Origin of the sequence: Prevotella corporis DSM 18810 = JCM 8529, from assembly GCF_000430525.1 — a bacterium.
In the GTDB taxonomy this organism is placed as follows: Bacteria; Bacteroidota; Bacteroidia; order Bacteroidales; family Bacteroidaceae; genus Prevotella; species Prevotella corporis.
On sequence record NZ_KE387160.1, the window covers coordinates 1 to 24,045 of the forward strand.

The following is a 24,045-nucleotide window of genomic DNA, read 5'->3' on the forward strand; positions in this document are numbered from 1 at the left end:
TTGTCGAGTAACTTTAATACTTGACTATAGACCGGCTGTCCGGTAAAATGACTATCTTTGCTCATGGTTATATTTATTATATTGAGAAAACAAAGATAACCAAAAGGGCTGATACCTCGTGAGATGTGTCAGCCCTAATTTATTTTGTTTGAAAAAGTTTTACCGCACAGCAATAATTTAGAATTAACTTTCTAATTATTGACTGAACCTCCTACAATGTCAAGCAGCTCTGACGTAATTGCAGCCTGACGTGACTTATTATATTGAAGATTGAGTCCACGAAGAAGCTCATCTGCGTTGTCAGTTGCAGTCTGCATGGCTACCATTCTGGCAGCGTGTTCCGATGCATTACTGTCCAACAATGCGGTATAAACCATCAAATGTAACAATTTAGGCACCAATGATGTTAAAACCGTCCTCAAATCAGGTTCAACAATAAAGTCATCATTCAAAGGCTTGACTACTTCTGATTCTTTTTGAGAAGCTGCCTTGCCATGTTTTTTGATGTATTCCTGAACTTTCTTGGTTGCAATATTGGATTTTAAATCACGTTCATGATCAGCATTCAACTCTTCTTCGAGATCAATGGGCAAATAAGTTTTTCGGGTTAGAATTTGGCTACCTGCACTCTTAAAATGATGATAGATCATCTCTACTCTATCTACTTCTTCATTTAACCATTTTTGTTCAATCTCGATAGCAATCTTATGACATTCTTCAGAACTGGGTTTGTCGGCTAAACTCAAGTATGATCCTGCTGACTTCAGCCCCATCTTATTCACCTTTTCAGCTACTTTCCGTCCTATAGGATAAACCAGAATATCATCTTTAGAAATCCCCTTGGATAAATACTCATTTACAACATTTTGCATCATCTTAAGGATATTATTATTGAAACCTCCACATAAAGAACTATTTGATGCAAATACAAGCAAGACTACTCGTCTTATAGGTCGCTCAACATCGAAAGGGGTATCGGTGTGAGGTGTTGAAACAAGAAATGTCTTTAATATATGTTCTAACATGCATTCGTAAGGCAGCATATTTTCAATAGCCACCTGTGCATGGTGGAGTTTACTCGATGCCACCATCTTCATAGCACTCGTAATCTTACGAGTGCTATTAACGCTGGCAATTCTATTTTTAATTTCTTTTAATGATGGCATTGTAAATCAATCTTATTTATATTGTGCTGAGATATTACCCATGACTTCCTCGATTTTCTTCACATCTTCGTCAAGAAGTTTGCCAGAAGCCAAATTATCAATCACATCCTTATGTGTACTTCTCATACTCTCAAGGAATTGGTCTTGACACTCACGAATCAGCTCCACAGGTACATCATGCATCAAACCATGAACACCGCAATATAGAATAGAAATCTGTTCACCTACTGGCATTGGCGAATACTGAGGTTGGATTAGAAGTTGGTTATTCTTTCTACCTCTATCCAATGTCATAGCAGTCACTTTATCCATATCAGATGAGAACTTAGAAAAGGCTTCAAGCTCACGATACTGTGCCATGTCGATTTTCAGAGTTCCTGCAACTTTCTTCATACTCTTCACTTGAGCAGAACCACCCACACGAGATACGGAAATACCAACGTTAATCGCCGGACGGAATCCTTGGTTAAAGAGGTCGCTTTCCAAATAAATCTGTCCGTCTGTAATAGAAATCACATTAGTTGGAATATAAGCCGAAACATCGCCAGCCTGTGTCTCAATAATAGGAAGTGCCGTCAGTGAGCCACCGCCTTTAACATGTCCCTTCATACATTCTGGCAGATCATTCATCTGTTCAGCAATTTCCTGCTGGTCGTTGATACGCGCTGCTCTTTCCAGCAAACGAGAGTGAAGGTAGAACACATCACCTGGATAAGCCTCTCGACCAGAAGGACGACGAAGAATTAGAGAGACCTCACGATATGCAACTGCTTGTTTTGACAAATCATCGTAAACAACAAGAGCAGAGAAACCACGATCACGAAAATATTCACCAATAGCAGCACCAGCAAATGGTGCGTAATATTGCATTGCAGCTGGATCGGCAGCCGTAGCGCTCACAATAATTGAATATGGTAATGCACCATGGTCTTTCAATGTTTGAACAAGATTGGCCACAGTAGAAGCCTTCTGTCCTATTGCAACATAGATACAGTAAACGGGATTACCCTGTTCGTAAAAACTCTTCTGATTGATGATAGTATCAACAGCTATTGCCGTCTTACCGGTCTGGCGGTCACCGATAATCAACTCACGCTGACCACGCCCAATAGGAATCATGGAGTCAACGCCCTTTAAGCCAGTTTGCAATGGTTCTTTAACCGGCTGACGATAGATTACTCCTGGGGCCTTACGGTCCAATGGCATTTCGAAAGAATCTGTTAAATCGATATCACCTTTACCATCAATAGCTTCGCCAAGCGGATTAACAACACGTCCTAAGAAGTTATCATTAACACGAATTGAAGCAATACGATGGGTACGCTTTACACTCTGACCTTCTTTGATACCAGCTGTCGGACCTAAAAGAATGCAACCTACATTGTCTTCCTCAAGGTTCATGACGATAGCCATTGTACCATTCTCGAACTCCAACAGTTCGTTTGCCTCAGCATTGCGAAGTCCATAGATACGAGCCACCCCATCACTGATTGTGAGCACTGTACCTACTTCGTCAAACTTCTCTTCAGCATTGATACCTTGAAGTGCCTTTAAAAGCACCTCAGACACCTCACTTGGTTTTATTTTATCTGACATGTGAATTTTATTTATTTCTTTAATTGTGTGAGCACATCATTGAGTTTGGTTCTCACGCTAGCATCCATTCTATACGTATCATACTCAAGGATAAATCCTCCGATGACTCCAGGATCAACTTTCGTTTTAAATTCTACGGTTCCATTGGCATTTACCCGAACCATTTCCTTCATTTTTTCCTCGATAGCTGGTGTTACAGGAACAGCTGTAGTCAGCTTTCCTTGAATAATATTCTTCTGCTTCCTATATAGTGAGATGTAAGAGTTCGCAATAAAGAGTAGAATACCTTCACGTCCCTCTTTCAAAACAAGAGCCAAAAACGACTTGAGCAAATCTGTATTGTCACCGCCACAGGCAGTTTCAAGAATTTCTTGCTTCTTGTTCTTGGAGAGCATAGGATTATCTAATGTGAAACACAGTTGTGGAACTTGGGAAAAACTCTCAAGCAGTGTCTGCATTTCTTTATAGACATTATCTTCTTGTTTCTGCGCAATAGCACCTTTCAGAAGTGCCCTTGCATAACGAACCGATATTACACCTATATCCATATTTACAAATTATTTTACTTAACATTACTTACTCACAGGAGAAGACACATTATCCAGCAACCGGCCGATATACTCCATCTGCTTTTCATCAGTAGAAAGTTGATCACGAAGAATATTTTCCGCAACCTTTACGCTAAGATCAACAACTTGACTGCGAATATCGCGAAAGGCATTCTGCTTCTCAGCCTCAATTTCTGATTTTGCCTCAGAAATGATACGAGAGCTTTCTTCGTGAGCCTTATCTTGGGCCTTTTCTACTATAGCATCACGTGTCGCAGTGGCCTCCTTCAACAGAAGTGCTTGCTGCTCACGTGCCTGCTGCATGACGGATTCACCTTCTTTTTGTATACTGAACAACTTTTCATTAGCTTCGTGTGCTTTGCGGAGGCTATCATCAATATATGCCTTTCGCTCATTTACCATATTGATAATAGCCGGGAAGCCGAACTTTATCACAATAAATGCAACGATAAGGAAGACAATAGTCATCCAAAAAAGAAGTCCACTATTGGGAATTAATAAATCCATACGCTGGTTTTTGTTCTTACTTAAATTTAAACGGGAAAAAATGCCCCTCTACAATGCCCCTATCAATTAGAGTACAATTGCAAGAAGTGCAACAATCATAGCCAAGAAGGCAACACCTTCAATCAAAGCAGCTGCAATAATCATAGATGAACGAAGGTCTCCAACTTTCTCTGGTTGACGAGCCATAGCATCCATAGCCTGGCCACCAATACGACCAATACCAATACCTGCACCAATAGCAACTAAACCTGCACCGATGGCACCACCTAATTTTGCAAGAGCAACATCTGCTAATAACAATGATAACATAATCTTTAATCTTTAATTTATTATTAATTTAAATTTTATTTTCTATCTTAATTCTTTGAAACAATATCTATCATGCTTTCTATTGTTTCGTGACACATCTATCACGCCTTATGGGGCTTAACGTGTGCCTGTGAAATAAACACAGCACTCAACATTGTGAATACCAATGCTTGGATGTAACTTACCAAAATCTCAAGGAGCATCATAAAGACACTTAGCGAAATTGCGATGATAGACATACCAGACCCTGCCGCATAATTGACAATAGCATTGTCTGCAAAAGCAAACATGATAAACATAATAGCACAAAAAGACAAGGCAATGGCATGACCTGCAAACATGTTTGCAAAAAGTCGAATAATCAAAGCCAATGGTTTTGTGAATATACCGAAGAGCTCGATAAAAGGCATCAATGGCACTGGAAATTTCATCCATACAGGTACATCAGGCCAAAAGATTTCTTTCCAATATTCCTTCGTTCCTGTAAAATTGATTATTAGGAAGGTGCAAACTCCAAGAAAGAACGTACAAGAAATATTACCCGTGAGATTTCCACCACCAGGAGGGAATGGTACCAAACCCATCAGATTCGCAAAAAAGATGAAAAAGAAACACGTAAGCAACCAAGGTGCATACTTTGGAGTATCTTCTCCCAGCGTTGGCTTTAAGACATCGTCATACACGTTCATGATAAACATGTGCATCAATCCTGTAAAGCCTTTAGGAGCTTCATCCTGAGGTTTATGTTTTTTACACCATCGAGCTGGGATAAGAATGACCAAAAGAAGAAGGATTGCATCAATAAAAAGCGTACAAACAGTTTTGGTAATTGAAATGTCAATCGGACGGACTTCCTTACCACCGACTTTCTCGACAATCAGATTAGGATTATCTTTTGCCTCGCTATTCTTGATCACAAGATTATAAGGACCTGGCCTATCACCATTTACGTCACGTTCTTCTGAAAAATTTGAACTGCTGAACACATGCCAACCTGTGGTGGAGTGAACAATAATAGGAAGATGAATTACAATAGGGGTAAAATGACCTTCTGATCCTAAATCCGTAATATGCCATTCATACGAATCCTTTATATGCCCCCACAATATCTCTTTTACATCTACTTTACCTTTCTTCGACATATCTCGTCCCATTGCTGGGGCAAGAACGGTAAATAATAGTAAAATTAAAAGAATTTGTTTGATATGTTTCATTCTTCTTATTCGTTTATTTATTATTCTTTTCAACACGGATGAAATAAATGCTTTCAAATATCATTATAGCCAGATAAAAGATGGCAAACACCAAAACGAAAGTTAAAACTTTCTCATGGTCAGTTCTATAAACAACTGCTCCTATCAAGGCTACAATTGCCGCAAGAACCATTCGCAACATTGATCCGCCCATATAGAACTTTCCCAATGAACTGGCCGAGTTCTTAGCAAAATATTTCCAAGCTTTCCCATACATGTAACTCGATACGAGAGAAAAAACAGCACTTATTACCAATGGCACTACCAAATTCGAATACATCAGAACCCGAGATACGAGTAAGCCCAACAATGTAAGCCCTGCAACTATCCACAAACTAACTTTGAAATAGTCATGCTCTATTTTCTCTATAGCCGTAGTTTCCAATACCATATAGGATTAATGGCTTTACATTTCAACACAAAGACTCACCTCGTTTTTCTTCACAGAAACGAATCCACCAAGTACTTGGAAGCTCGTCTTCACTGAGCCGACAGTATAGGCCACAATTCCCTCTACCAATGTTGATATTATTGGAGCGTGGTTATTGAGAATCTCAAATTGTCCCACTTCTCCAGGAACGAGTACACTATCAACCTCGCCTGTGAAAACTATCTTTTCTGGTGATACTATCTTTAGAACTAACATTAGCAACTTATATTATTAGACTTGTTTAGCCGTGAGCAGCCTCAAGAAGTTTCTTAGCTTTTTCCTTAGCATCTTCAATTGTTCCGACATTGAGGAATGCTTGTTCAGGAAGGTCATCAACCTCACCATTCAAGATGGCATTGAAGCCCTTGATTGTCTCCTCTATTGGAACCATTACACCAGGAATACCAGTAAATTGTTCTGCAACAGTAAATGGTTGTGACAAGAAGCGTTGAACACGACGAGCACGGTTAACAACCAATTTATCTTCATCAGACAACTCATCCATACCCAAAATGGCAATAATATCTTGCAGTTCATTATAGTGCTGCAACAATTGCTTTACGCGTTGTGCACAGTCATAATGTTCCTTGCCAACTACCAATGGGTCCAAGATACGAGACGTACTGCCTAATGGATCTACGGCGGGATAAATTCCCAACTCCGTAATTTTACGGCTCAACTCTGTTGTTGCATCCAAGTGGGTAAATGTAGTCGCTGGAGCAGGGTCAGTCAAGTCATCAGCAGGGACATATACAGCCTGTACTGAAGTAATTGAACCCTTCTTAGTCGAAGTGATACGCTCCTGCATTACACCCATTTCGCTTGCCAAAGTAGGCTGATATCCAACTGCAGAAGGCATACGGCCAAGAAGTGCAGATACCTCTGATCCAGCCTGAGTGAAACGGAAGATATTATCAATGAAGAACATTATATCTGCTGGTTCTCCATTTTTTCCTCCATGATCGCGGAATTCTTCGGCTACAGTCAATCCAGAAAGGGCCACAGAAGCACGTGCCCCAGGAGGCTCATTCATCTGTCCATAAACAAGCGTTGCTTGAGATTTCTTCAACTCCTCTTTATCAATTAAAGACAAATCCCACTTTCCTTCATCCATTGCTTTTCTGAAAGCATCACCATAACGGATAACTCCTGACTCGAGCATATCCCTTATCAAATCGTTACCCTCACGAGTGCGTTCTCCCACTCCTGCAAATACAGAATAACCATTATGCCCTTTTGCAATATTGTTGATAAGCTCCATGATGAGCACGGTCTTTCCTACACCGGCACCACCAAACAAGCCAATCTTACCTCCTTTCATATAAGGCTCCAACAAGTCAATGACCTTGATACCTGTCGCCAACATTTCTTTCTTGGTTGAAAGCTCGTTAAATTTAGGCGCTTCACGGTGAATGGGGTATGCACCTTCCATACTTAATTGCTCCATACCATCAATTGGTTGGCCAATTACATTCATCATACGTCCCTTGATCTGTTCTCCTGCAGGCATGACAATGGGATTTCCCGTTATTGCAACCTCAAGACCACGCTGCAAGCCCTCAGTATTGTCCATAGCTACACAACGAACGGTATCTTCACCTATGTGTTGTTGAACTTCTATGATCAAATCCTGTCCGTTTGGACGTTTTACACGAAGTGCATCATAAATTTTAGGCAGAACTTTCTCCGGGTCCTCACCTTTAACATCAAAGTAAACGTCAATGACAGGACCAATTATCTGAGAGATACGTCCATTTAATTGTGACATACGCTTATATTATTTTTATTATTATTTAGATCTAAGAAACTCTATATTGAGAATATTGTCAAATGCTCAACTCATCAAGCACCTTGATTAACTTCATGTCAAATGGTTTATCAGAACGGATGGCTTCTAACAATGGTACGTAAACCACTTCATTATTACGAACCCCCACCATAATATTCCGCTGTCCTTGCAAAAGTGCTTCGACAGCCCCAACACCTGTGCGGCTCGCAAGAATCCTGTCACGCGCAGAAGGACGACCGCCACGTTGCAAATGTCCTAATATAGAAACCCGAACATCAAAATTGGGGAACTCCTTTTTTACACGGTCTGCATAATAAATTGCACCGCATTTGGGACTTTCAGAAACAATGACAATACAACTCTTTTTCGACTTTCGAATTCCTCTTTCCATGAAACGGGCCAACTGGTCAACATCGGTAGAGTCTTCTGGAATGATAGCCGCCTCAGCACCACTTGCTATCGCAGAGTTCTGAGCCAGAAAGCCAGCATCACGTCCCATCACCTCGACAAAGAAAATGCGCTCATGACTTTGAGCAGTGTCACGAATTCGATCCACACACTCCACAATGGTGTTCATTGTGGTATCATACCCTATTGTGTTATCCGTGCCATATAAGTCATTATCGATTGTTCCGGGCAAACCAATACAACAAAAATCAAATTCTTGCGCAAAGGTCATAGCGCCTGTCAAAGACCCATTTCCACCTATTACAACAAGTGCATCGATTCCTTCCTTTATAAGATTATCGTAGGCTTTTTGACGCCCTTCCTCTGTAGCAAAGGCCAAGGAGCGAGCCGTTTTCAGAACTGTTCCACCTTGACCAATAATACCACTAACATTTTCAGTAGTAAATGGTTTGACATCGCCTGATATCAAGCCATCATACCCTCTATAAATGGCTTTAATGGAAAAACCATTGAAAATGCCTGCCCTTGTGACAGCTCTAATCGCAGCATTCATACCAGGTGCATCTCCACCCGATGTCAGAATACCGATAGTTTTAATTTTTGCCATAGAGCCAACGTTGTCTTTTTCCTAGTTTTCTAATCGTCTGCAAAGGTAATAAATATTTATTTATATCCCAAAAATAACAAGGGAAATTATCTGAGTTCACTCCAAAAGATAATAGCAGAAGTTGTGACAACTCTTATTTTTCATCCCACCCACGCCTATTTTCTCATTAGTGAATCAAATTTGTTTAAAATATATTTCCCAAACATATAAAAGTTCTGTAACTTTTGACTCTGAAATAATAAAATCAATGAGTGTGCGACTGGCTCCATCAAGGCCTTCAGATAACGTCTCATAGATTGAATGGGATCAATATTTTCCCACACCCATGGTTTTCCTTACAAATATCTTTAAATCTATTTTATGTTGGGATTTTCCGCTAATTTCATAGTAAAATTCTTTTAATCTGCGTTGTATTGCCATGCCCGAATTAATTTCTCAATGAGTGAAAAAAACACGTCCATAACTCCACCCGTCATCATATTATTACCTCATGAGATTCGTCAAATGAAACCTCTTCAAAATTATGTAGGTATATTTTTGTAGAGAGGGGTAATATTTCTTGGATTATCCTTCTAAATTACGTCCTAATATTCCACGCAAGAAGAAATAAATATCCAGTTGCAACTTGAATGCCCTCCATGAGAATCTCAAAGGCATATATCCAAATTTTCGTGTGTATTTCCTGTCTAATCTTCTAATCTCAATATTGTCCCATGTCGCACGCATAAGTCTCAAACCAGCACTCGCTTCATTTGCAGTTAACTCTCTATGGTGCAAATAATAAAACATGTAAACACCTATCAAATTTAACCATCTGACATTTTCATAGAGATTCAAAGTTTCATCGGAGACATCCAAGTCATGAAGTTGCTGCTTCATACTTTCATTAGCTAAAAGATAATCAAAACGTCTTACGTCAACATTATGGGTCACGGACGAGTTGTGCTGCCGATAATAATACTTTCCGGTACAACACCTTACTTCGCGTGATGCCAGATAGTGCAAGCGGGTCGTATTATCATCACTGTATGCCCGACACGAATCATCATAAGGATACCTTAGGTGAATATCTCTGCGAACTGTGTAAACTCCATGAATTTTCCAAGTCAGACTATCAACAAAGGCATCGTATCCACTCAAAACGTCGAATGGATCCATCGGATACTGAGTTTGGCGTCCATCCTCATAAACATTTATCACATCAAATAGAACCGAATCAGCTGAAGGATACTGTTCATAGACATGACAGACACTTTTCAAGGCATCAGTCGCTATCCAATCATCACTATCAACAAAGCAAATATACTCTCCTTGGGATATCTTCAGACCTTCATTTCGAGCATGAGCTTGTCCGCAATTCTCGGTTAGGCTTATTATCTTTATTCGCTTGTCTGTTGAAGAATACTCTCTGAGAATGTTCAAAGATTCATCCTCCGACGCATCGTCAATACAGATAACCTCCACTTCTTGCAATGTTTGGTTGAGCAATGAGTCGAGGCATTCTCGCAGATATTTCTCGGCATTATATACTGCCACTAAAACACTAATCTTCACCATGATGTCCAAAGCGCTTGTTTATTTTTCTGAGCAGTGATCTCCACAGGTTGGTCTTGGTTCTTAAAATACTTATTGATGTGGCCCCACTGATGAGAAAGAGCATTGCCCCTACTCCCCAATATACAATGGGATTTTTAGAGACGGCACAGAAATAGACTAAAATTCCAATTGGAATCTGAATGGTAGAGTATAACAAAACATTGTAAGTGGGTTTGTAATCATAGTGCAACCTTGCATAAACAACAACAACAACAAAGTCCATGATTCCTGCCAAGGTTATACCCCAGCCTGCCCCAGGCAATCCGAATCTATTGAAGCAGAATATCACAAATACAAACAGCAACAAATCGTAAATTCCCTCCAATAAGAGGTATGAAAGTGAGTCTCCCTTAGCCAATGGGATGTACTGAATCGGTAGCTTCAGCGCACGGAAGTACATTGCAATCACTATGGCTTGAATCATTCCAAGAGCAGGCATGAACTTGCCTGTATAAAGGAGTGGTAGCAATATTGGCAGACAGAGTGAGAAAACCACCAACAGAGGAGAAACCAACAGGAGCATCACCTCAATTTGTCTACTGACGGTTTGATTGAAGGTAAAACTGTGATTGGCTGATCCCGAAAGTCTTGGAAAGAAGTCGGTCTCCATTGCTGCAAAAACCATTCCCACATAGGTCATCGACATCATGTAAGCTGCGTTATAGTATCCAACCATTTCAATACTGGCAACATTATTAATATAACTGCGAATCAAGAAATCAGCACCTGACCCAAGAATACCAGCCAGCACAAAAGCTATTCCTAAGCGAATAATACTGAAGCCCTTGGTCAAGAAGCTCCATTTATAATGTAGTCGCAACGGATAAAGTTTGTATGAGTAGAAGAGGGTAAGTATCATCTGAATCAATGCCATCAACACCAAAGATGGCACAATGGCAGCCTCCTTGAAAAAATAATAGAGCGGAATAGTTGTAACCAAAGCTCCGATAACATTATATATGGAGATAACCGCCAGGCCCTTAAGCTCTCTCAGGCCTTTGAGTATTGCCAGTTCTCCTCCAGTAATGGCCAGGAACGCTACAATGGGAGATAGGAAAATGAAATGGAGGGTATGCCCATCCCACGAAAAAGTAAACTTACTTAGAAAAGGACTGAGAGCTATGCATAGAAACATTCCCAAAATTCCAACTAACAAGCTGAAGGAACGAACAAACTTGATGTGTTCTTCCAACATCTGCTCATCACCACTGTCCAAATCTTCTGAAATATTCTTTACGGCACTGACTGAGACTCCGAAATTAGTAGAATCGCTTACCAATTTAATTGTTGAATTGAACAGTGATATCAAGCCCATACCATCAGGGCCTAATATCATAGCAACAAGCTTATTACGCACAATTCCCACGAGGATATTCAATCCCTGCACGCCTCCAAATAAGCCTGTATATCTTAGAATATGGTTATAGCTATCGTTTTTTTTCATTTTTAGTTTAACGTAAGTAAAAAGTTTTTATTATTTTTGCAACAGAGATATTTCATGAAATTAAGTATCATCATACCCGTATTTAATGTAGAACGGACACTCCAAAGATGTATTGAGAGCGTCCAGAGACAATCATTTCAAAATTTCGAGATGATACTGGTAGATGATGGCACTAAAGACCGCTCAGGCAAGATAGCCGATGAGATGGCTGCGGATGATAACAGGATCACAGTCATCCATCAATCCAACCAAGGTCTTTCTGAAGCACGGAATACAGGGATTAACAAGGCACGGGGAGAATACATTACCTTCATTGATTCCGATGATTTTATCGGTGAAAACACCTACGAAGATTTATTCAATATAATTAAAGAACATCCTGAATACGACATCTTAGAATACTCTGTAATAGAACGTTACGGCTCAAACAAGCAAAATCATCTATCTCTAAAAGATGCATGCTACTATGACATGAAAGACTATTGGCTTCAAGCAAGGGCCTATCGGCATACCTATGCTTGGAACAAGATATACAAAAGAGAATTATTCTCAAACGTACGCTTCCCGAAAGGCAAAACTTTCGAAGATGTTCACACGCTTCCTTTACTACTCGATAATGCCAAGATAGTGGCAACTACTTCAACGGGTACTTATTTTTATTGTTACAACCAACAGGGCATTACAAAAAATGCGAAAGGGGCTGACCTGACAAATTTATTGGAAGCGCATTCGGACTATATTCGTCGGACGAAAAATGTTGACAAGGACTACTATGCCCATGTGTTGAACATACAAATCGATGTGTATGAGGCTACTCACGGCCTCCCCACCCTGCCCGTCCTCCCTTATTGGGGGACACTTAAACTTAGTTTTCTACACCTTATTGGATTAAAACGCTTATGCAAACTCTATCAATTTATTCACAAAATAGCAAGAAGAAGCCATTAGTAAGTTTCATTATCACCTATTTCAACCAGCCCCTGACAATGCTGCAACAATGCATTAACAGTATCTTGCAACTCTCTTTGTCGGAAGAAAAACGTGAAGTCATAGTAATTGATGACGGCTCAGAGCTCAGCCCCCTCAACAAATTGCTCAATTCAGACGAGCATATTGTATATGTTCGGACACCTAACAAGGGAGTCAGCGCTGCACGTAACCTCGGAATTACCATCAGCAAAGGCGAATACATTCAATTCATCGATGCTGATGACTATCTTTTAGTCCCAGCTTATGAACACTGTCTGAGTTTGACACGCAGCAAGGAAATTGACGTTGTACTCTTTGGTTTCGCAACAAAAGCAAACGAAAAGTCATCGATGGTTGACGAAGAGCCAGTGGATGGTGCAATGTTCATGAAGCATAACAATATTAGCGGAGCAGTGTGGAACTATCTCTTCCGCAAATCATTACTGATAAATCTCAGGTTCAGTCAAGAGATTGCCTACGGGGAAGACGAGGAGTTTACGCCTCAACTACTGCTCAGTGCCGACAAGGTCACTCGCACACAGGCAAAAGCCTATTTCTATCGCCAGCACTCAGAGTCGGTCATTCACAAGAGAGACGAACAATCAGTGTCAAAACGGTTGAATGACAACTTTGAGGTCATCTGCCGGCTCAACCAAAAGGCTGAGAACCTTCCCTATCAGGAGCAAGAAGCACTGCGACGACGCGTGGCTCAACTATCCATGGACTATCTCTACAATACAATTACACTCACAAGGGATGCCCAACTGACAGAGAAGGCTGTAAGGAAATTATACAAAGAGGGGCTTTTCCCACTGCCGCCAAAAGACTATACACGGAAATACAAGTTGTTCAGAAGAATGGTTAACTCAAAGGCTGGGAGAAAGCTTCTCCTGATCATGTTGCCAAAACAGAAATAGTACGAATGAAAATACTGTTATTGGGCGAATACAGCAACGTCCACTGGACACTCGCAGAAGGACTTCGTAAACTCGGACTCAATGTAACTGTTGTTTCTAACGGAGATTTCTGGAAAGATTACCCCCGTGACATAGATATTTCGAGGAAACCAGGAAAGATTGGAGGTATTAAGCTATATATCAAACTTTTGAGAATGCTTCCCAAACTAAGAGGATACGACATCGTGCAGCTCATCAATCCTCTCTTCTTTGAGCTAAAAGCAGAAAGACTTTTTTTCTTTTACAACTACCTTCGAAAGCATAACCGAAAGATTGTGCTGGGGGCTTTTGGCATGGATTATTACTGGGTAAGCACTTGTTGTACAACTATGCCACTGCGCTACAGTGACTTCAACATCAGAAAAGAGCTTCGCACTAATGCAGATGCGCTGAAAGAAAGAAAAGACTGGTTAGCTACTACAAAAGAAAAGCTCAACAAACGAATAGCCAATGATTGCGACGGCATCGTGGCAGGACTCTATGAATATTGGGTATGTTATCACCCTATTTTTACTGAAAAGACAGTTTTTATTCCATTCCCAGTTCAGACCGACAATAAACGGACCGCACAACATGCGGAAGGCAGCAAAGTGAAACTCTTCATCGGAATAAGCAAGAACCGTTCAGAATACAAAGGTACCGACATCATGCTGAAGGCTGCTAAAGACATGCAAAAAGAATATGCAGACAGAATTGAACTTAAAATCGCTGACGGTGTACCCTTTACCCAATACGTGGAACTGATGAATGGTTCGGATGCCATACTCGACCAACTGTACAGCTATACCCCCTCCATGAACCCACTTGAAGCAATGAGCCGTGGTATTATCTGCATTGGAGGAGGAGAACCGGAGAACTACGAGATACTCAACGAGAATACTTTGCGCCCAATTCTAAACGTAGAGCCTGATTATGAAAGCTGCTGTTGCGCCATAAAACAACTTGTAGAGCATCCGGAAAAGATCAGCCAGCTGCAGCAAGACAGTATAACTTACGTGAAAAAACATCACGATTACCTGAAAGTTGCCCGTGCATATGAAGCTTTCTATAACAAATTGCTCACAAAAAAAAATTAGCCTGTGCGTATGGGTTGGATTAAGAAATACATTTGTCAAAACTGTGGCTATGAAGGCAATATCTACGAAGGCAAGGGGTTCATGGGACAGACCATTGAATCGGTAGTGTGTGACGACTGCCAGACAATTCAGCCTCTGGTTACAGGTGGTGTTATCGGAGACGCCGCCCCCTCTTTCAGAACAATTGTCGGACGCATTTGTCTCAACTGTGGATCTATGAGTATCAGCCAATGGAACGGACATAGTTGTCCCAAATGCCAAGGGGAAATGGAATACACTGGCGAAAAAGAATATTGGAGATAGAAATAAATCCTGATAATTAAACCAATTATTAGTGTTTTTCAAACAAAAGGTCACCTTTCTACATGCGAGAGGTGACCTTTTAATCGTTAATAGCTAACCTTTCAAAAATCGATTGCTATTATACTGTTATTCAACGGATTATAAATATTTAGTCCAAATTTGTCATTAAGGCCTGTGCTGATTTGATTTGATTGCTGGGCAGCTTGTTGGTCGTTCTTCTGAAGACGTAGCTGACTACGACAAGAGAGAATGGCAAGAAAGCTGCAGATAAGCGAATGAAATCAGTCAGGAAGCCATGTTGTCCTCATCTAATCTTGAGCACGCAGCCTAATGATCGATTTGAGTTCATACACCAGATTATTGCCCTGTATTTTCACGAATGATGTAGTGTGTGAACATTCAAAATCGTACTCGGACAACTCGTACTTTTCAGATTAAAGATGTTCAATAAACCAATCTGAAACCTGACGGAGAAGATGATTGCGGGTGTTTCCGCCAAAGATTCCGTGATTTCTGTTCGTATAAAAGTTCTCTTTGAAATCTTTGTCAGCCTGAATCAATGCTTCTGAGTATTCGTAAGTATTCTGAATATGAACGTTGTCATCGGCGATGCCATGGCAAATCAGCAGTTTCCCACTCAGTTTTCCGGCACGCTCTATTGGGTTAATAGCATATCCAGCTGCATTCTCCTGTGGGGTGCGCATGTATCTCTCTGTATAAACCGTATCGTAGTAGCGCCAATTGGTGGGAGGAGCTATTGAGACTCCTGCCTTGAATACTTTTCTCCCCTCGCTCATACTCATTAATGTGTTGAAGCCTCCAAAGCTCCAGCCCCATATTCCTATTCGAGAAGCATCAACATAACTCTGCTTTCCCATCCAAAGAGCTGCCTCAACTTGATCTTTCGACTCCAAATCACCGAGGCGCAAATAGATAGACTTTTCGAAATCAGCACCACGAGCTCCAGTTCCACGGCCATCAACGCAAGCCACAATAAAACCTTTCTGAGTGAGGTAAGCGTCAAAAACTCCCCCATTTCTCATAGAACCAATTGCCCAACTATCAACAACTTGCTGGCTGCCAGGTCCACTGTACTGGTGGAAAATGACTGGATACTTCTTGCTTGCATCGAAATCAGCTGGTTTCATTATCCAACCATTGAGTTCGATTCCTTCGGATGTGGTAAACTTGAAAAACTCCTTCTTTGGTATTTCAAATTTTTCCAAGTCAGCCATCAGTTTGTTATTGTTGAGCACCTCACGAACAGCCTTTCCCATATTGTCATATATGGTAAATACATAAGGATGGTTGCGGTCGCTCCACGTATTCAAGAAATAATTATAGTCTCCTGAAAAAACGGCATTATTCCATCCATCGAGATCAGATAGGCAAGATACGTTTCCACGTTTGTCGGCAACATATATCTCCCGTTGCATCGGTGTCTTTGCTGCTGCTTGAAAATAAGTCTTTCCCGTCTTTTCATCATAGCCATAAACTCTGATGACATCATAATCTCCCTTCTCAATCTGACGGATAAGCTTTCCATCCAAAGTATAGAGATACAAATGCATGTGCCCATCACGATCGGAAGGCAGCAATATGCTGTTCTTCATAATAGCAATAGCCTCTACAGCTTCTTCCTTCACATATTTGGGAACATTCTCTTTAATAAGCAATTTACAATCACCTGTCAGCGGATTAGCCGAATAAAGATTGAGCTCGTCTTGATGCCTGTTCATCGTGTAAACAATGACTTGATTATCTTTTGTAGATGTCTTTATACGCGGAATATACCCATCTGCAGCCAACGGCAATTGATATTGTAAAATCTTATCGTTGTCAAGTTGATATGACCAAACTGAGACTTTTGAATTATCCTCTCCTGCTTTTGGATATTTATAGGCATACTCGCCTGGATAAACCTCATATTCTTTCTTCGTAGGCTTTGCCCCCTTGAACATCTGTAATGAATATGTCTTAACTTTCGACTCGTCATACCGAATCCAGCTCAGCGTCTTCCCATCTGTGCTCCATGCCAAGGCATTATTGAAACCAAATTCCTCTTCGTTCACCCAGTCAGGCAAGCCATTAATAACCTTATTAAATTGACCGTCGGTGGTTATCTGTTTCTCCGACGTTCCGTTGGTTATAAAAATATTATTGCCTCTTACAAATGCGATATGCTTACAATCTGGTGAGAAAGTGGGAATCTGTTGCGCCCCGCCAGTAGAGAGAATCTTCAAGGTTTTATCCTTCACGTTGTACAAATAGAAATCTGCCTTAAAGGAACGGCGGTAAACTCTTTTCGTATTAGCCTGTATGAGAATAAATTGTCCGTCATCGGAAATTTCATAGCCATCAAATTCACGGAGTATAGTACCTTTTGTATCTGACAGGTCAAAGAGAACACCAGTCTTTCGCCCTGTCTTGAATGAGTATTTGACAATTTTTTTCTCATCAGAGGATATTTGTGCAAACTCTGACGTTCCCTTTAGTGGATTAATTCCGGAAATAGTCTTTGCAGAGAAAACATTGCCTGTAATATCCTTAATAGATAAAGGCTTACCAGCAAAAGCCTGAGGTAAGGCGACCATCATTGTCACACACATTAAAAGTATCTTTTTCATATTTCATTGATTTTACAAGGCAAAAGTACAAAATAATACCTAACTTTGCAAAACTATGGAGCAATACTATAATGATTTTGGTAGTTGGATTCGCAAACAGTTTCCTTTTCGAGTACAAAAAATATCGATTGATGCCGGATTCACATGTCCTAACCGTGATGGTAGATTCGGTAGAGGCGGCTGTGTCTTTTGTGACAACCACACATTCAATCCTAAGTATTGCAGACCTACAAGAACTATCACCGAACAGTTGGAAGATGGCAAGCGGTTCTTTGGAAAGAAATATCCAGAAATGAAATATCTTGCATATTTCCAAGCATATTCAAATACATATGCGCCAGAAGAAACACTGCGAAAACTTTATGAAGAAGCTCTGAATGTAAAGGATGTCGTGGGAATTGTGGTTGGGACTCGTCCGGATTGCGTCAACGATGAAATACTCAACTATCTGGAAGAGCTGAATAAGAAAACTTTCTTGATTGTAGAATATGGGATTGAGAGCTGTAATAATGAAACCCTAAAGCTTATCAATAGAGGACACGACTTTGCTTGCACACAACAAGCAATAGAGGCAACGGCAAAGCGAGGAATTTATGTCGGGGGACATATTATTTTGGGACTCCCAGGCGAGGATAGGTCAGAAAGTTTGAGACAGGCACCGATTATTTCTTCATTGCCTCTCACCATACTTAAAATCCATCAAATGCAAATCATAAAGGGAACAAAACTTGAACAAATTTATAAAGAGAATCCGTTTCCAGTTTATTCTGTTGAGGAATACGTAGAACTCGTTACCGACTATATTCAAATTCTACGAAAAGACCTCATACTTGAGCGTTTCGTCAGCCAAAGTCCACCCGAATTATTGCTCGCTCCAAAATGGAATATCAAAAACTACGAGTTTACAAATTTAATCAACAATCGTCTGAAGGAAGAAAAATAAAATCGTAACGGCTTTATACAGTGATCGAATATTGAGATACAGGGAATAGAAATAATATTATTCATTTATCTCAAACGAGGAAAAGTCTGTCATCCTCAAAAGTTCGTCATAAGATACCTTAGAGTTATGTTTCATAAACATAGAAACAGCCTCTACATACTTGGTTCTATAGAAATGGTGGGCCAAAGCTTGATTGACAATCCACTGGATTTTACCCATGTGCAAATCACGCTCTACCTGCGGACGCTTCTCAAAATTCTGCAAAGGATAAATTCCCATTAAATAGAATGACAAACAATCAGGCAAGATATATTCACGGGACATCTGCTGCCGCTGTTGCACCGAATAATACTTTTTGTAGAGGGGATAATCGGGCCCTAAATATTTATCCAATGAAATCCCAATTGTGCCATTCCCGACAACTATACTTTGGTCCAAGGCCGATATCTGCGCATAAACCCTTGGCACAGAAATATTTGGTAATGAGATTTTCAATCTTGAGAAAGCACTGTTCAACTGACGATTCAAATCGTCAATATTAGCATATTCAGCTTCAACAGCTGCAATTAAACTCTGCAATGTAGTGTCTTGATAGAATTTTAGAAAGCGGGTATTAATGTCTGGTGCCGTTGCGTCGCCGACTTTAATAACATCCTCTATCAGGGTTCGTGTTTCAATAGGATATTCTGTGTTCATCGATTGCAATGCAGAGAAATCGCCCGTCGTAAGATAGCGATATTCCAGTCTATCATAACGTTCTATGGCCAAAAGTGGTTCAGATGTGTTTTCCACATCAGGTGTCAACTTGAACTGGCAACTTGAGAGCGTTGTAAACAATATGCACAATATATAATATAATCTTCTCACAAACAATTATCTCTATTTATTGTTTTAGCGGTACAAAAGTAAACAAATTTATTTGCTCATGCAAATAAATAAGTAAAAAAGTTTAAAATGAATGCGGAATGAGCCAAATTGTGCAAAATATAATAAAAAAAACTAATTCAAATTGGTATATTTCTTATTCCCTTTCACATAATATTCCCATAAGATTGAAAACTTTTTTCTTTTATCTTCCATTGAATTATTATGAATCCGTGAGCCTGAGTTTCTACGTTCAAAGCTATTTCGCCATTCCTTAAATGCTTTTCTTGCTTTTATCACAGCTTTAAAGTCAGCAACATTCCTTTGTAGAATCAACATCTGAAAAGCTGCAAGATAATCAAGGAAACAGCGAACTCGCATCACATGGGCAACTTCTTCTTCAGGAAGATTCTTCCATAACATTGTAAGGTTATTACGAAAATTCAGGAAAGTTTTACGAGGATTCGACTTCGGCAACGTTCCCCCTCCTAAATGATATACTTGGCTCGCAGGAAAACAATAGATTTTACCACCAATCTGATGCAGTCTCCACGCCAAATCAATCTCTTCGTTATGAGCAAAGAACCGTTCATCGAACCCCCCAACTTTCCAATATGCCTCGGAGCGAACCAACAAACAGGCACCCGTAGCCCAGAATATTTCCTCAGCATTATTGTATTGACCTTCATCGTTTTCAATGGTCTCAAAGATTCTACCTCTACAGAATGGATATCCATATTTGTCAAGATGTCCCCCTGCTGCACCAGCATATTCAAATTTCTCCTTATTATATATTGCAAGCAGTTTCGGCTGGCAAGCTACGATATCACTATGGACATCCATCTCCTTTATCAACGGTTGCAGCCAATTTGGAGTTACTTCAACATCACTGTTCAAAAGCAAATAATACTCACTGTCAATTTGCTTCAAAGCTCTGTTATATCCTCCGGCAAAACCGTAATTTTCAGACAACTGAATAATTCGGATATCAGGATACACATCCCTCATCCAGGCTATTGAATTATCAGTAGAAGCATTATCAGCGACGATTATCTCTGCTCCAGGGGAATATTTAACTACTGATGGAAGATATTCTTCCAACATGCGCTGTCCATTCCAGTTTAATATAACGATTGCAACTTTCATAGGAGCTCAACTTTTAATGCGGATTTATCAAAATTGAAACTTCCAAGTCTGACCTTCATAATCCTGTTGTCGTACTCATCCCTCACCTGTTGAAGTGGAAGTTCTACCCGTATATAATTTTCCGTAAAACCATGCATACTTTTCCCCCTAACGGTCTTTTCAAAAAGGACCTTTGCCTCCTGTCCTATGTATTTGGCATAGAAAGCACGGGTCATTTCATCTGATAACTTAAGAAGCTGGTGTGTACGACGTTTCTTCTCACGATCATCAACTACATAGGGTATGGAAAGTGCTGAAGTACCGGGTCGTTCTGAATAAGGGAACACATGCAACTGGGTGATTGGCAACGAATGAATAAAATTATAGCAATCATCAAAGTAGTCAGGCAGTTCTCCCCTACAGCCAACCATCACATCAACGCCTATAAAAGCATCAGGTATTTTTTCTTTGATAAGTTCTATCTTATGCGCAAACAACGCCGTATCGTAACGTCGATGCATGAGTTTTAGCACTTCGTCAGAACCACTTTGCAAAGGGATATGGAAATGAGGCATAAATGCACGAGAATCAGCACAGTATTCAATCAACTCATCATCAATGAGATCAGGTTCAAGAGAGCTTATCCTGAAGCGCTCAATGCCTTTCACCTTATCTAACGCCTTCACCAAATCAAGAAAGCTCTCACCAGTGCTCACGCCGAAATGCCCAATATTAACCCCTGTTAGGATGATCTCCTTTCCGCCCTCAGATGCGGCTTCTTCAGCTTGAGCAACAAGAGAAGTTATACTTGGATTTCTTGAGAAACCCCGTGCATAAGGGATAGTGCAGTAAGTGCAAAAATAATCACAACCATCCTGAACCTTTAAAAAATAACGGGTTCGATTACCCCGTGAGCAACTTGGTTGAAAGGTCTTAATATCCTTCGTCTTTACAGAATGAAAAGCATGTTGATGGTTTTCGTCCGAACCATCTCTCTCCCCATCGGGCATGCTATTCCAAGCATCGCTTAAATACTGAATCAAATTGGCCTTCTCGTTGCTTCCTAAAACCAAATCAACTCCTTTTATGCTGGCTACTTTTTCACTTTCCAGCTGAGCATAACATCCGGTCACAACGACAAAAGCTCCTGGGTTTTGACGAACCATCCGATTAATTGCTTGGCGACATTTGTGGTCCGCAACTTCCGTAACTGAACAGGTATTGATAATACAAATATCAGCTGGCTCATCCTTTTTAGCCTCATGCACTCCCATATTGTACAAAGCCCTGGCAAATGTACTCGTTTCTGAAAAATTCAGTTTGCAACCCAAAGTATAGTATTTAGCAGTTTTGCCTTGAAAAGATGAAGTATTTATCATGAATGCAAAGATACGGCAAAACAACCGGAATAACAAAATTTGGGAAATATTTTATCAAACATGGCATATTATATGTATAGACAACTTCAAAATGAATATAATATGAGTAAATAATCTTAATAAATCACGACGATAATCGTGGTAACATTTTTTAACTTCTTTACAACATTCACAACCACCTGATTTACTGATACTTGCAAAAATGTTACAAAATCTTATCAAAAAAAACAGTAAAAAAGATATGGTATATCAAAAAAATACTTACCTTTGCACTGTTTTAATAAACAAATGATTGTTTTACAGATTTAAAAAGCAAAGAAAAAATGAAAAAATTCGTTTTCGTAGTAGTAGCTTTCGTAGCTATCTCTTTCGCATCTTGCGGTAACAACAACAAGCCAGCTGCTAACGCAGATTCAACATCAGTTGACACAACTATGATGGATTCTACAATGACAGATTCTACTGTAAATGATTCAGCTGCTGCTCAGCCAGGCCAAGCTGTTGATTCTGTAGCTGAATAATTTTCAGTAGTACGAACAGAGAAAAAAGAAATTTGACCGCTGAACTTAACCGTTCAGCGGTTTTTTGATTCTATTATTCAATAACTTCTGACTGTAAGATTCACATAGCGACAAAAATTGTCCTAAATTCTGAATGAAAACACCCACTTTATAGATCTTCACCGCAAAGCTAAGATATTGAGTTAATGGGCCATTCCATTATTTTATATCTTATTTTAACCTTTTCAGTATAAGCATTTTGGAGATTACGTATTTACTAACACCAACAAAAGGTAAGCAATTGCATCGTGAAAGATGACCTATTGGGTTATAATAGCTGACCTTTCGCATCGCAAAAGGTGAAATTTTATAACAATTGGTCCTTAGAAAAATCCGCATCTTTTAGTACTATTGCTGTCAGATAAAGCTTTTATCTCGCAATCTATGTAAGAGAGAAAGTCTTTATTATGTTGGTCTTGACACTTTTACTTCAAAAGAGAAGGGAATTCAGGAATTTATTTCCCGTTTTTTATTTACACCTGCTTATATTTCGCGAATTTTATGTAAGTTTGTGTACTAAAAGATATATACCATTATGATAGAAGAAATATTGAAATTCAATACTCGGTTTGTAGCACAAAAAGAATATGAAAATTATGTTACATCGGGGCAACCTAATAGAAAATTAGCAGTGTTGAGCTGCATGGATACTCGCCTTACTGAACTACTCCCCAAAGCCATGGGATTGAAAAACGGTGATGCGAAGTTTATTAAAGTGGCTGGCGGTACCATGCTCTCTCTCTACGACTCAGTTATACGGTCATTATTAGTGGCTGTATATGAACTGGAGTGTAAGGAGATTATGGTGGTTCACCATTCAGATTGTGGACTCTGTCGGATGAAAGCCCAACACTTTATAGACCTTATGAAACAGAAAGGTATCAGCGAAGAGTCGCTACAAGAGGCTGCCAAACACGTTAACCTTGAAAGGTTTTTTAGTGGGTTTGATGATGTAGAAGAAGACGTAAAACTCACAGTCAACACTATTAGATGCCATCCACTGATGCCACGTGGGTTTACCGTGAGAGGATTTATCATCGACTCGCACACGGGCAAACTGTCAGAAGTGCTGTAAAACAGGAAAATGTCTCTATCTTTAGAGAATTAATTTGAGGAGTGATACTTTGGATAAAACCCAAATATATTCTAAGGCATGACAGAAGAGTTCTGGTTGTTGCTAAGCCATCAACCATAAGAATGCCGATATAGCAAAATATTGCAGTCTGGTAAAACTCAAAAAGACATAATACTTTTGCTCGAAGCCCTTTATAATCGGACTTCGAACTTTTTTCAAAAGGTCTGATATCTCGTGAGATGCGTCAGCCCTAATTTTAGAAATTAATATATTACTGTCCGCTAAACATAGAAATCCTCATTCCAACTCATTGAGACACAATAGTTCGGATGACAGCATGTTAGTGATAAGCCCCCTTATTCATTTTCTGTTACCTCGGGTGGCGATTCAGCCGCTGCTTCAAGCATGAGTTTTATGTCGGCATCCGGCATGTTGAAGAAATTATTCATGTTGAGGTATTCCATAAGTACAATGCGCACCATAGTAGCCAGCCC

23 protein-coding genes are annotated in these 24,045 nt (G+C 39.9%); 7 read left to right on the forward strand and 16 right to left on the reverse strand.

The features are described 5' to 3' along the window. Positions 1-191: 191 nt before the first annotated feature. The 12 genes from H515_RS0112430 to H515_RS0112490 all read right to left on the reverse strand — a co-directional run bounded on the left by H515_RS0112430 (position 192) and on the right by H515_RS0112490 (position 11,674). Complete coding sequence (locus H515_RS0112430; protein WP_025877239.1) at positions 192-1,166, reverse strand: F0F1 ATP synthase subunit gamma; 975 nt, start codon at positions 1,164-1,166, stop codon at positions 192-194. A gap of 12 nt (positions 1,167-1,178) precedes the next feature. Beyond that, positions 1,179-2,762, reverse strand: a complete 1,584-nt coding sequence (atpA, locus tag H515_RS0112435; protein WP_025877240.1) for a F0F1 ATP synthase subunit alpha — start codon at positions 2,760-2,762, stop codon at positions 1,179-1,181. 11 nt (positions 2,763-2,773) lie between these two features. Beyond that, positions 2,774-3,310 (reverse strand): F0F1 ATP synthase subunit delta, encoded by a 537-nt coding sequence (locus H515_RS0112440; RefSeq protein WP_025877241.1) that lies wholly within the window; start codon positions 3,308-3,310, stop codon positions 2,774-2,776. A gap of 24 nt (positions 3,311-3,334) precedes the next feature. Beyond that, on the reverse strand, positions 3,335-3,838 hold the full coding sequence (gene atpF / locus H515_RS0112445) for a F0F1 ATP synthase subunit B (RefSeq protein WP_028902031.1): 504 nt from the start codon (positions 3,836-3,838) through the stop codon (positions 3,335-3,337). A gap of 66 nt (positions 3,839-3,904) precedes the next feature. After that, positions 3,905-4,147, reverse strand: a complete 243-nt coding sequence (gene atpE, locus H515_RS0112450; RefSeq protein WP_025877242.1) for an ATP synthase F0 subunit C — start codon at positions 4,145-4,147, stop codon at positions 3,905-3,907. 101 nt (positions 4,148-4,248) lie between these two features. Next, entirely contained in the window at positions 4,249-5,361 is a 1,113-nt protein-coding gene (gene atpB, locus H515_RS0112455; RefSeq protein ID WP_025877244.1) for a F0F1 ATP synthase subunit A, read from the reverse strand. A gap of 13 nt (positions 5,362-5,374) precedes the next feature. Continuing rightward, positions 5,375-5,791: a hypothetical protein gene (locus H515_RS0112460; RefSeq protein ID WP_028902032.1), complete on the reverse strand. Its 417-nt coding sequence runs from the start codon at positions 5,789-5,791 to the stop codon at positions 5,375-5,377. A 15-nt stretch (positions 5,792-5,806) separates the two neighbouring features. Beyond that, the gene (locus H515_RS0112465) at positions 5,807-6,046 is read right to left on the reverse strand and encodes a F0F1 ATP synthase subunit delta/epsilon (RefSeq protein ID WP_025877246.1); all 240 of its coding nucleotides are present in this window, start codon (positions 6,044-6,046) and stop codon (positions 5,807-5,809) included. Between the two features lie 25 nt (positions 6,047-6,071). Further along, the gene (gene atpD, locus H515_RS0112470) at positions 6,072-7,598 is read right to left on the reverse strand and encodes a F0F1 ATP synthase subunit beta (protein ID WP_028902033.1); all 1,527 of its coding nucleotides are present in this window, start codon (positions 7,596-7,598) and stop codon (positions 6,072-6,074) included. Between the two features lie 58 nt (positions 7,599-7,656). Continuing rightward, the gene (gene pfkA, locus H515_RS0112475) at positions 7,657-8,634 is read right to left on the reverse strand and encodes a 6-phosphofructokinase (protein WP_028902034.1); all 978 of its coding nucleotides are present in this window, start codon (positions 8,632-8,634) and stop codon (positions 7,657-7,659) included. A gap of 564 nt (positions 8,635-9,198) precedes the next feature. Further along, positions 9,199-10,191 carry a glycosyltransferase family 2 protein gene (locus tag H515_RS0112485; protein WP_025877248.1) on the reverse strand — a complete coding sequence of 331 codons (993 nt, stop codon included), beginning with the start codon at positions 10,189-10,191 and terminating at the stop codon, positions 9,199-9,201. Further along, positions 10,178-11,674, reverse strand: a complete 1,497-nt coding sequence (locus tag H515_RS0112490) for an oligosaccharide flippase family protein (protein ID WP_025877250.1) — start codon at positions 11,672-11,674, stop codon at positions 10,178-10,180. The genes H515_RS0112485 and H515_RS0112490 overlap by 14 nt, the downstream gene beginning before the upstream one ends. 54 nt (positions 11,675-11,728) lie before the next feature. Here H515_RS0112490 and H515_RS0112495 point away from each other — a divergent pair, with 54 nt between their 5' ends. From H515_RS0112495 to H515_RS0112510, 4 genes are read left to right on the forward strand one after another with little or no spacing between them, the layout of a single operon-like run. Then, positions 11,729-12,622, forward strand: a complete 894-nt coding sequence (locus H515_RS0112495; RefSeq protein ID WP_025877252.1) for a glycosyltransferase family 2 protein — start codon at positions 11,729-11,731, stop codon at positions 12,620-12,622. Further along, complete coding sequence (locus H515_RS0112500; protein ID WP_025877254.1) at positions 12,574-13,560, forward strand: glycosyltransferase family 2 protein; 987 nt, start codon at positions 12,574-12,576, stop codon at positions 13,558-13,560. Before H515_RS0112495 ends, H515_RS0112500 begins: the two co-directional genes overlap by 49 nt. A 5-nt stretch (positions 13,561-13,565) precedes the next feature. Continuing rightward, a complete protein-coding gene (locus tag H515_RS0112505) occupies positions 13,566-14,675 on the forward strand; it encodes a glycosyltransferase family 4 protein (protein WP_025877256.1) in 1,110 nt (369 codons plus the stop codon). Positions 14,676-14,684: 9 nt separating this feature from the next. Then, positions 14,685-14,978 carry a hypothetical protein gene (locus tag H515_RS0112510; RefSeq protein ID WP_025877258.1) on the forward strand — a complete coding sequence of 98 codons (294 nt, stop codon included), beginning with the start codon at positions 14,685-14,687 and terminating at the stop codon, positions 14,976-14,978. Positions 14,979-15,412: 434 nt separating this feature from the next. On the opposite strand, the gene H515_RS0112515 is transcribed toward H515_RS0112510, so the two are convergent. Further along, positions 15,413-17,605: a S9 family peptidase gene (locus H515_RS0112515; protein WP_025877260.1), complete on the reverse strand. Its 2,193-nt coding sequence runs from the start codon at positions 17,603-17,605 to the stop codon at positions 15,413-15,415. Between the two features lie 55 nt (positions 17,606-17,660). On the opposite strand from H515_RS0112515, the gene H515_RS0112520 reads away from it, so the two are divergent. After that, on the forward strand, positions 17,661-18,548 hold the full coding sequence (locus H515_RS0112520; protein ID WP_025877262.1) for a tRNA modification radical SAM protein MnmL/YtqA: 888 nt from the start codon (positions 17,661-17,663) through the stop codon (positions 18,546-18,548). A 57-nt stretch (positions 18,549-18,605) separates the two neighbouring features. Here H515_RS0112520 and H515_RS0112525 read toward each other — a convergent pair whose 3' ends face one another. The 3 genes from H515_RS0112525 to mtaB all read right to left on the reverse strand — a co-directional run bounded on the left by H515_RS0112525 (position 18,606) and on the right by mtaB (position 21,916). Beyond that, entirely contained in the window at positions 18,606-19,415 is an 810-nt protein-coding gene (locus H515_RS0112525; RefSeq protein ID WP_025877264.1) for a gliding motility protein GldB-related protein, read from the reverse strand. 132 nt (positions 19,416-19,547) lie between these two features. Further along, positions 19,548-20,558, reverse strand: a complete 1,011-nt coding sequence (locus H515_RS0112530; protein ID WP_025877266.1) for a glycosyltransferase family 2 protein — start codon at positions 20,556-20,558, stop codon at positions 19,548-19,550. Continuing rightward, entirely contained in the window at positions 20,555-21,916 is a 1,362-nt protein-coding gene (gene mtaB / locus H515_RS0112535) for a tRNA (N(6)-L-threonylcarbamoyladenosine(37)-C(2))-methylthiotransferase MtaB (protein WP_025877268.1), read from the reverse strand. Before mtaB ends, H515_RS0112530 begins: the two co-directional genes overlap by 4 nt. A 323-nt stretch (positions 21,917-22,239) precedes the next feature. Between mtaB and H515_RS0112545 the strand changes: the two genes are divergently transcribed. Together H515_RS0112545 and H515_RS0112550 are read left to right on the forward strand one after the other, a co-directional pair. Next, the gene (locus H515_RS0112545; protein ID WP_025877270.1) at positions 22,240-22,437 is read left to right on the forward strand and encodes a PG1828 family lipoprotein; all 198 of its coding nucleotides are present in this window, start codon (positions 22,240-22,242) and stop codon (positions 22,435-22,437) included. A gap of 574 nt (positions 22,438-23,011) precedes the next feature. Then, on the forward strand, positions 23,012-23,551 hold the full coding sequence (locus tag H515_RS0112550; protein WP_025877272.1) for a beta-class carbonic anhydrase: 540 nt from the start codon (positions 23,012-23,014) through the stop codon (positions 23,549-23,551). Positions 23,552-24,045: the final 494 nt, after the last annotated feature.

Coding starts and splice junctions, on each gene's coding strand:
- atpE (WP_025877242.1), bottom strand. CDS start 4,147: ATGTTATCATTGTTATTAGCAGATGTTGCTCTTGCAAAATTAGGTGGT.
- H515_RS0112520 (WP_025877262.1), top strand. CDS start 17,661: ATGGAGCAATACTATAATGATTTTGGTAGTTGGATTCGCAAACAGTTT.
- H515_RS0112430 (WP_025877239.1), bottom strand. CDS start 1,166: ATGCCATCATTAAAAGAAATTAAAAATAGAATTGCCAGCGTTAATAGC.
- H515_RS0112530 (WP_025877266.1), bottom strand. CDS start 20,558: ATGAAAGTTGCAATCGTTATATTAAACTGGAATGGACAGCGCATGTTG.
- atpB (WP_025877244.1), bottom strand. CDS start 5,361: ATGAAACATATCAAACAAATTCTTTTAATTTTACTATTATTTACCGTT.
- H515_RS0112515 (WP_025877260.1), bottom strand. CDS start 17,605: ATGAAAAAGATACTTTTAATGTGTGTGACAATGATGGTCGCCTTACCT.
- H515_RS0112510 (WP_025877258.1), top strand. CDS start 14,685: ATGGGTTGGATTAAGAAATACATTTGTCAAAACTGTGGCTATGAAGGC.
- H515_RS0112440 (WP_025877241.1), bottom strand. CDS start 3,310: ATGGATATAGGTGTAATATCGGTTCGTTATGCAAGGGCACTTCTGAAA.
- H515_RS0112550 (WP_025877272.1), top strand. CDS start 23,012: ATGATAGAAGAAATATTGAAATTCAATACTCGGTTTGTAGCACAAAAA.
- atpD (WP_028902033.1), bottom strand. CDS start 7,598: ATGTCACAATTAAATGGACGTATCTCTCAGATAATTGGTCCTGTCATT.
- H515_RS0112465 (WP_025877246.1), bottom strand. CDS start 6,046: ATGTTAGTTCTAAAGATAGTATCACCAGAAAAGATAGTTTTCACAGGC.
- H515_RS0112545 (WP_025877270.1), top strand. CDS start 22,240: ATGAAAAAATTCGTTTTCGTAGTAGTAGCTTTCGTAGCTATCTCTTTC.
- mtaB (WP_025877268.1), bottom strand. CDS start 21,916: ATGATAAATACTTCATCTTTTCAAGGCAAAACTGCTAAATACTATACT.
- H515_RS0112460 (WP_028902032.1), bottom strand. CDS start 5,791: ATGGTATTGGAAACTACGGCTATAGAGAAAATAGAGCATGACTATTTC.
- H515_RS0112490 (WP_025877250.1), bottom strand. CDS start 11,674: ATGAAAAAAAACGATAGCTATAACCATATTCTAAGATATACAGGCTTA.
- H515_RS0112500 (WP_025877254.1), top strand. CDS start 12,574: ATGCAAACTCTATCAATTTATTCACAAAATAGCAAGAAGAAGCCATTA.
- atpF (WP_028902031.1), bottom strand. CDS start 3,838: ATGGATTTATTAATTCCCAATAGTGGACTTCTTTTTTGGATGACTATT.
- pfkA (WP_028902034.1), bottom strand. CDS start 8,634: ATGGCAAAAATTAAAACTATCGGTATTCTGACATCGGGTGGAGATGCA.
- H515_RS0112505 (WP_025877256.1), top strand. CDS start 13,566: ATGAAAATACTGTTATTGGGCGAATACAGCAACGTCCACTGGACACTC.
- H515_RS0112485 (WP_025877248.1), bottom strand. CDS start 10,191: ATGGTGAAGATTAGTGTTTTAGTGGCAGTATATAATGCCGAGAAATAT.
- H515_RS0112495 (WP_025877252.1), top strand. CDS start 11,729: ATGAAATTAAGTATCATCATACCCGTATTTAATGTAGAACGGACACTC.
- atpA (WP_025877240.1), bottom strand. CDS start 2,762: ATGTCAGATAAAATAAAACCAAGTGAGGTGTCTGAGGTGCTTTTAAAG.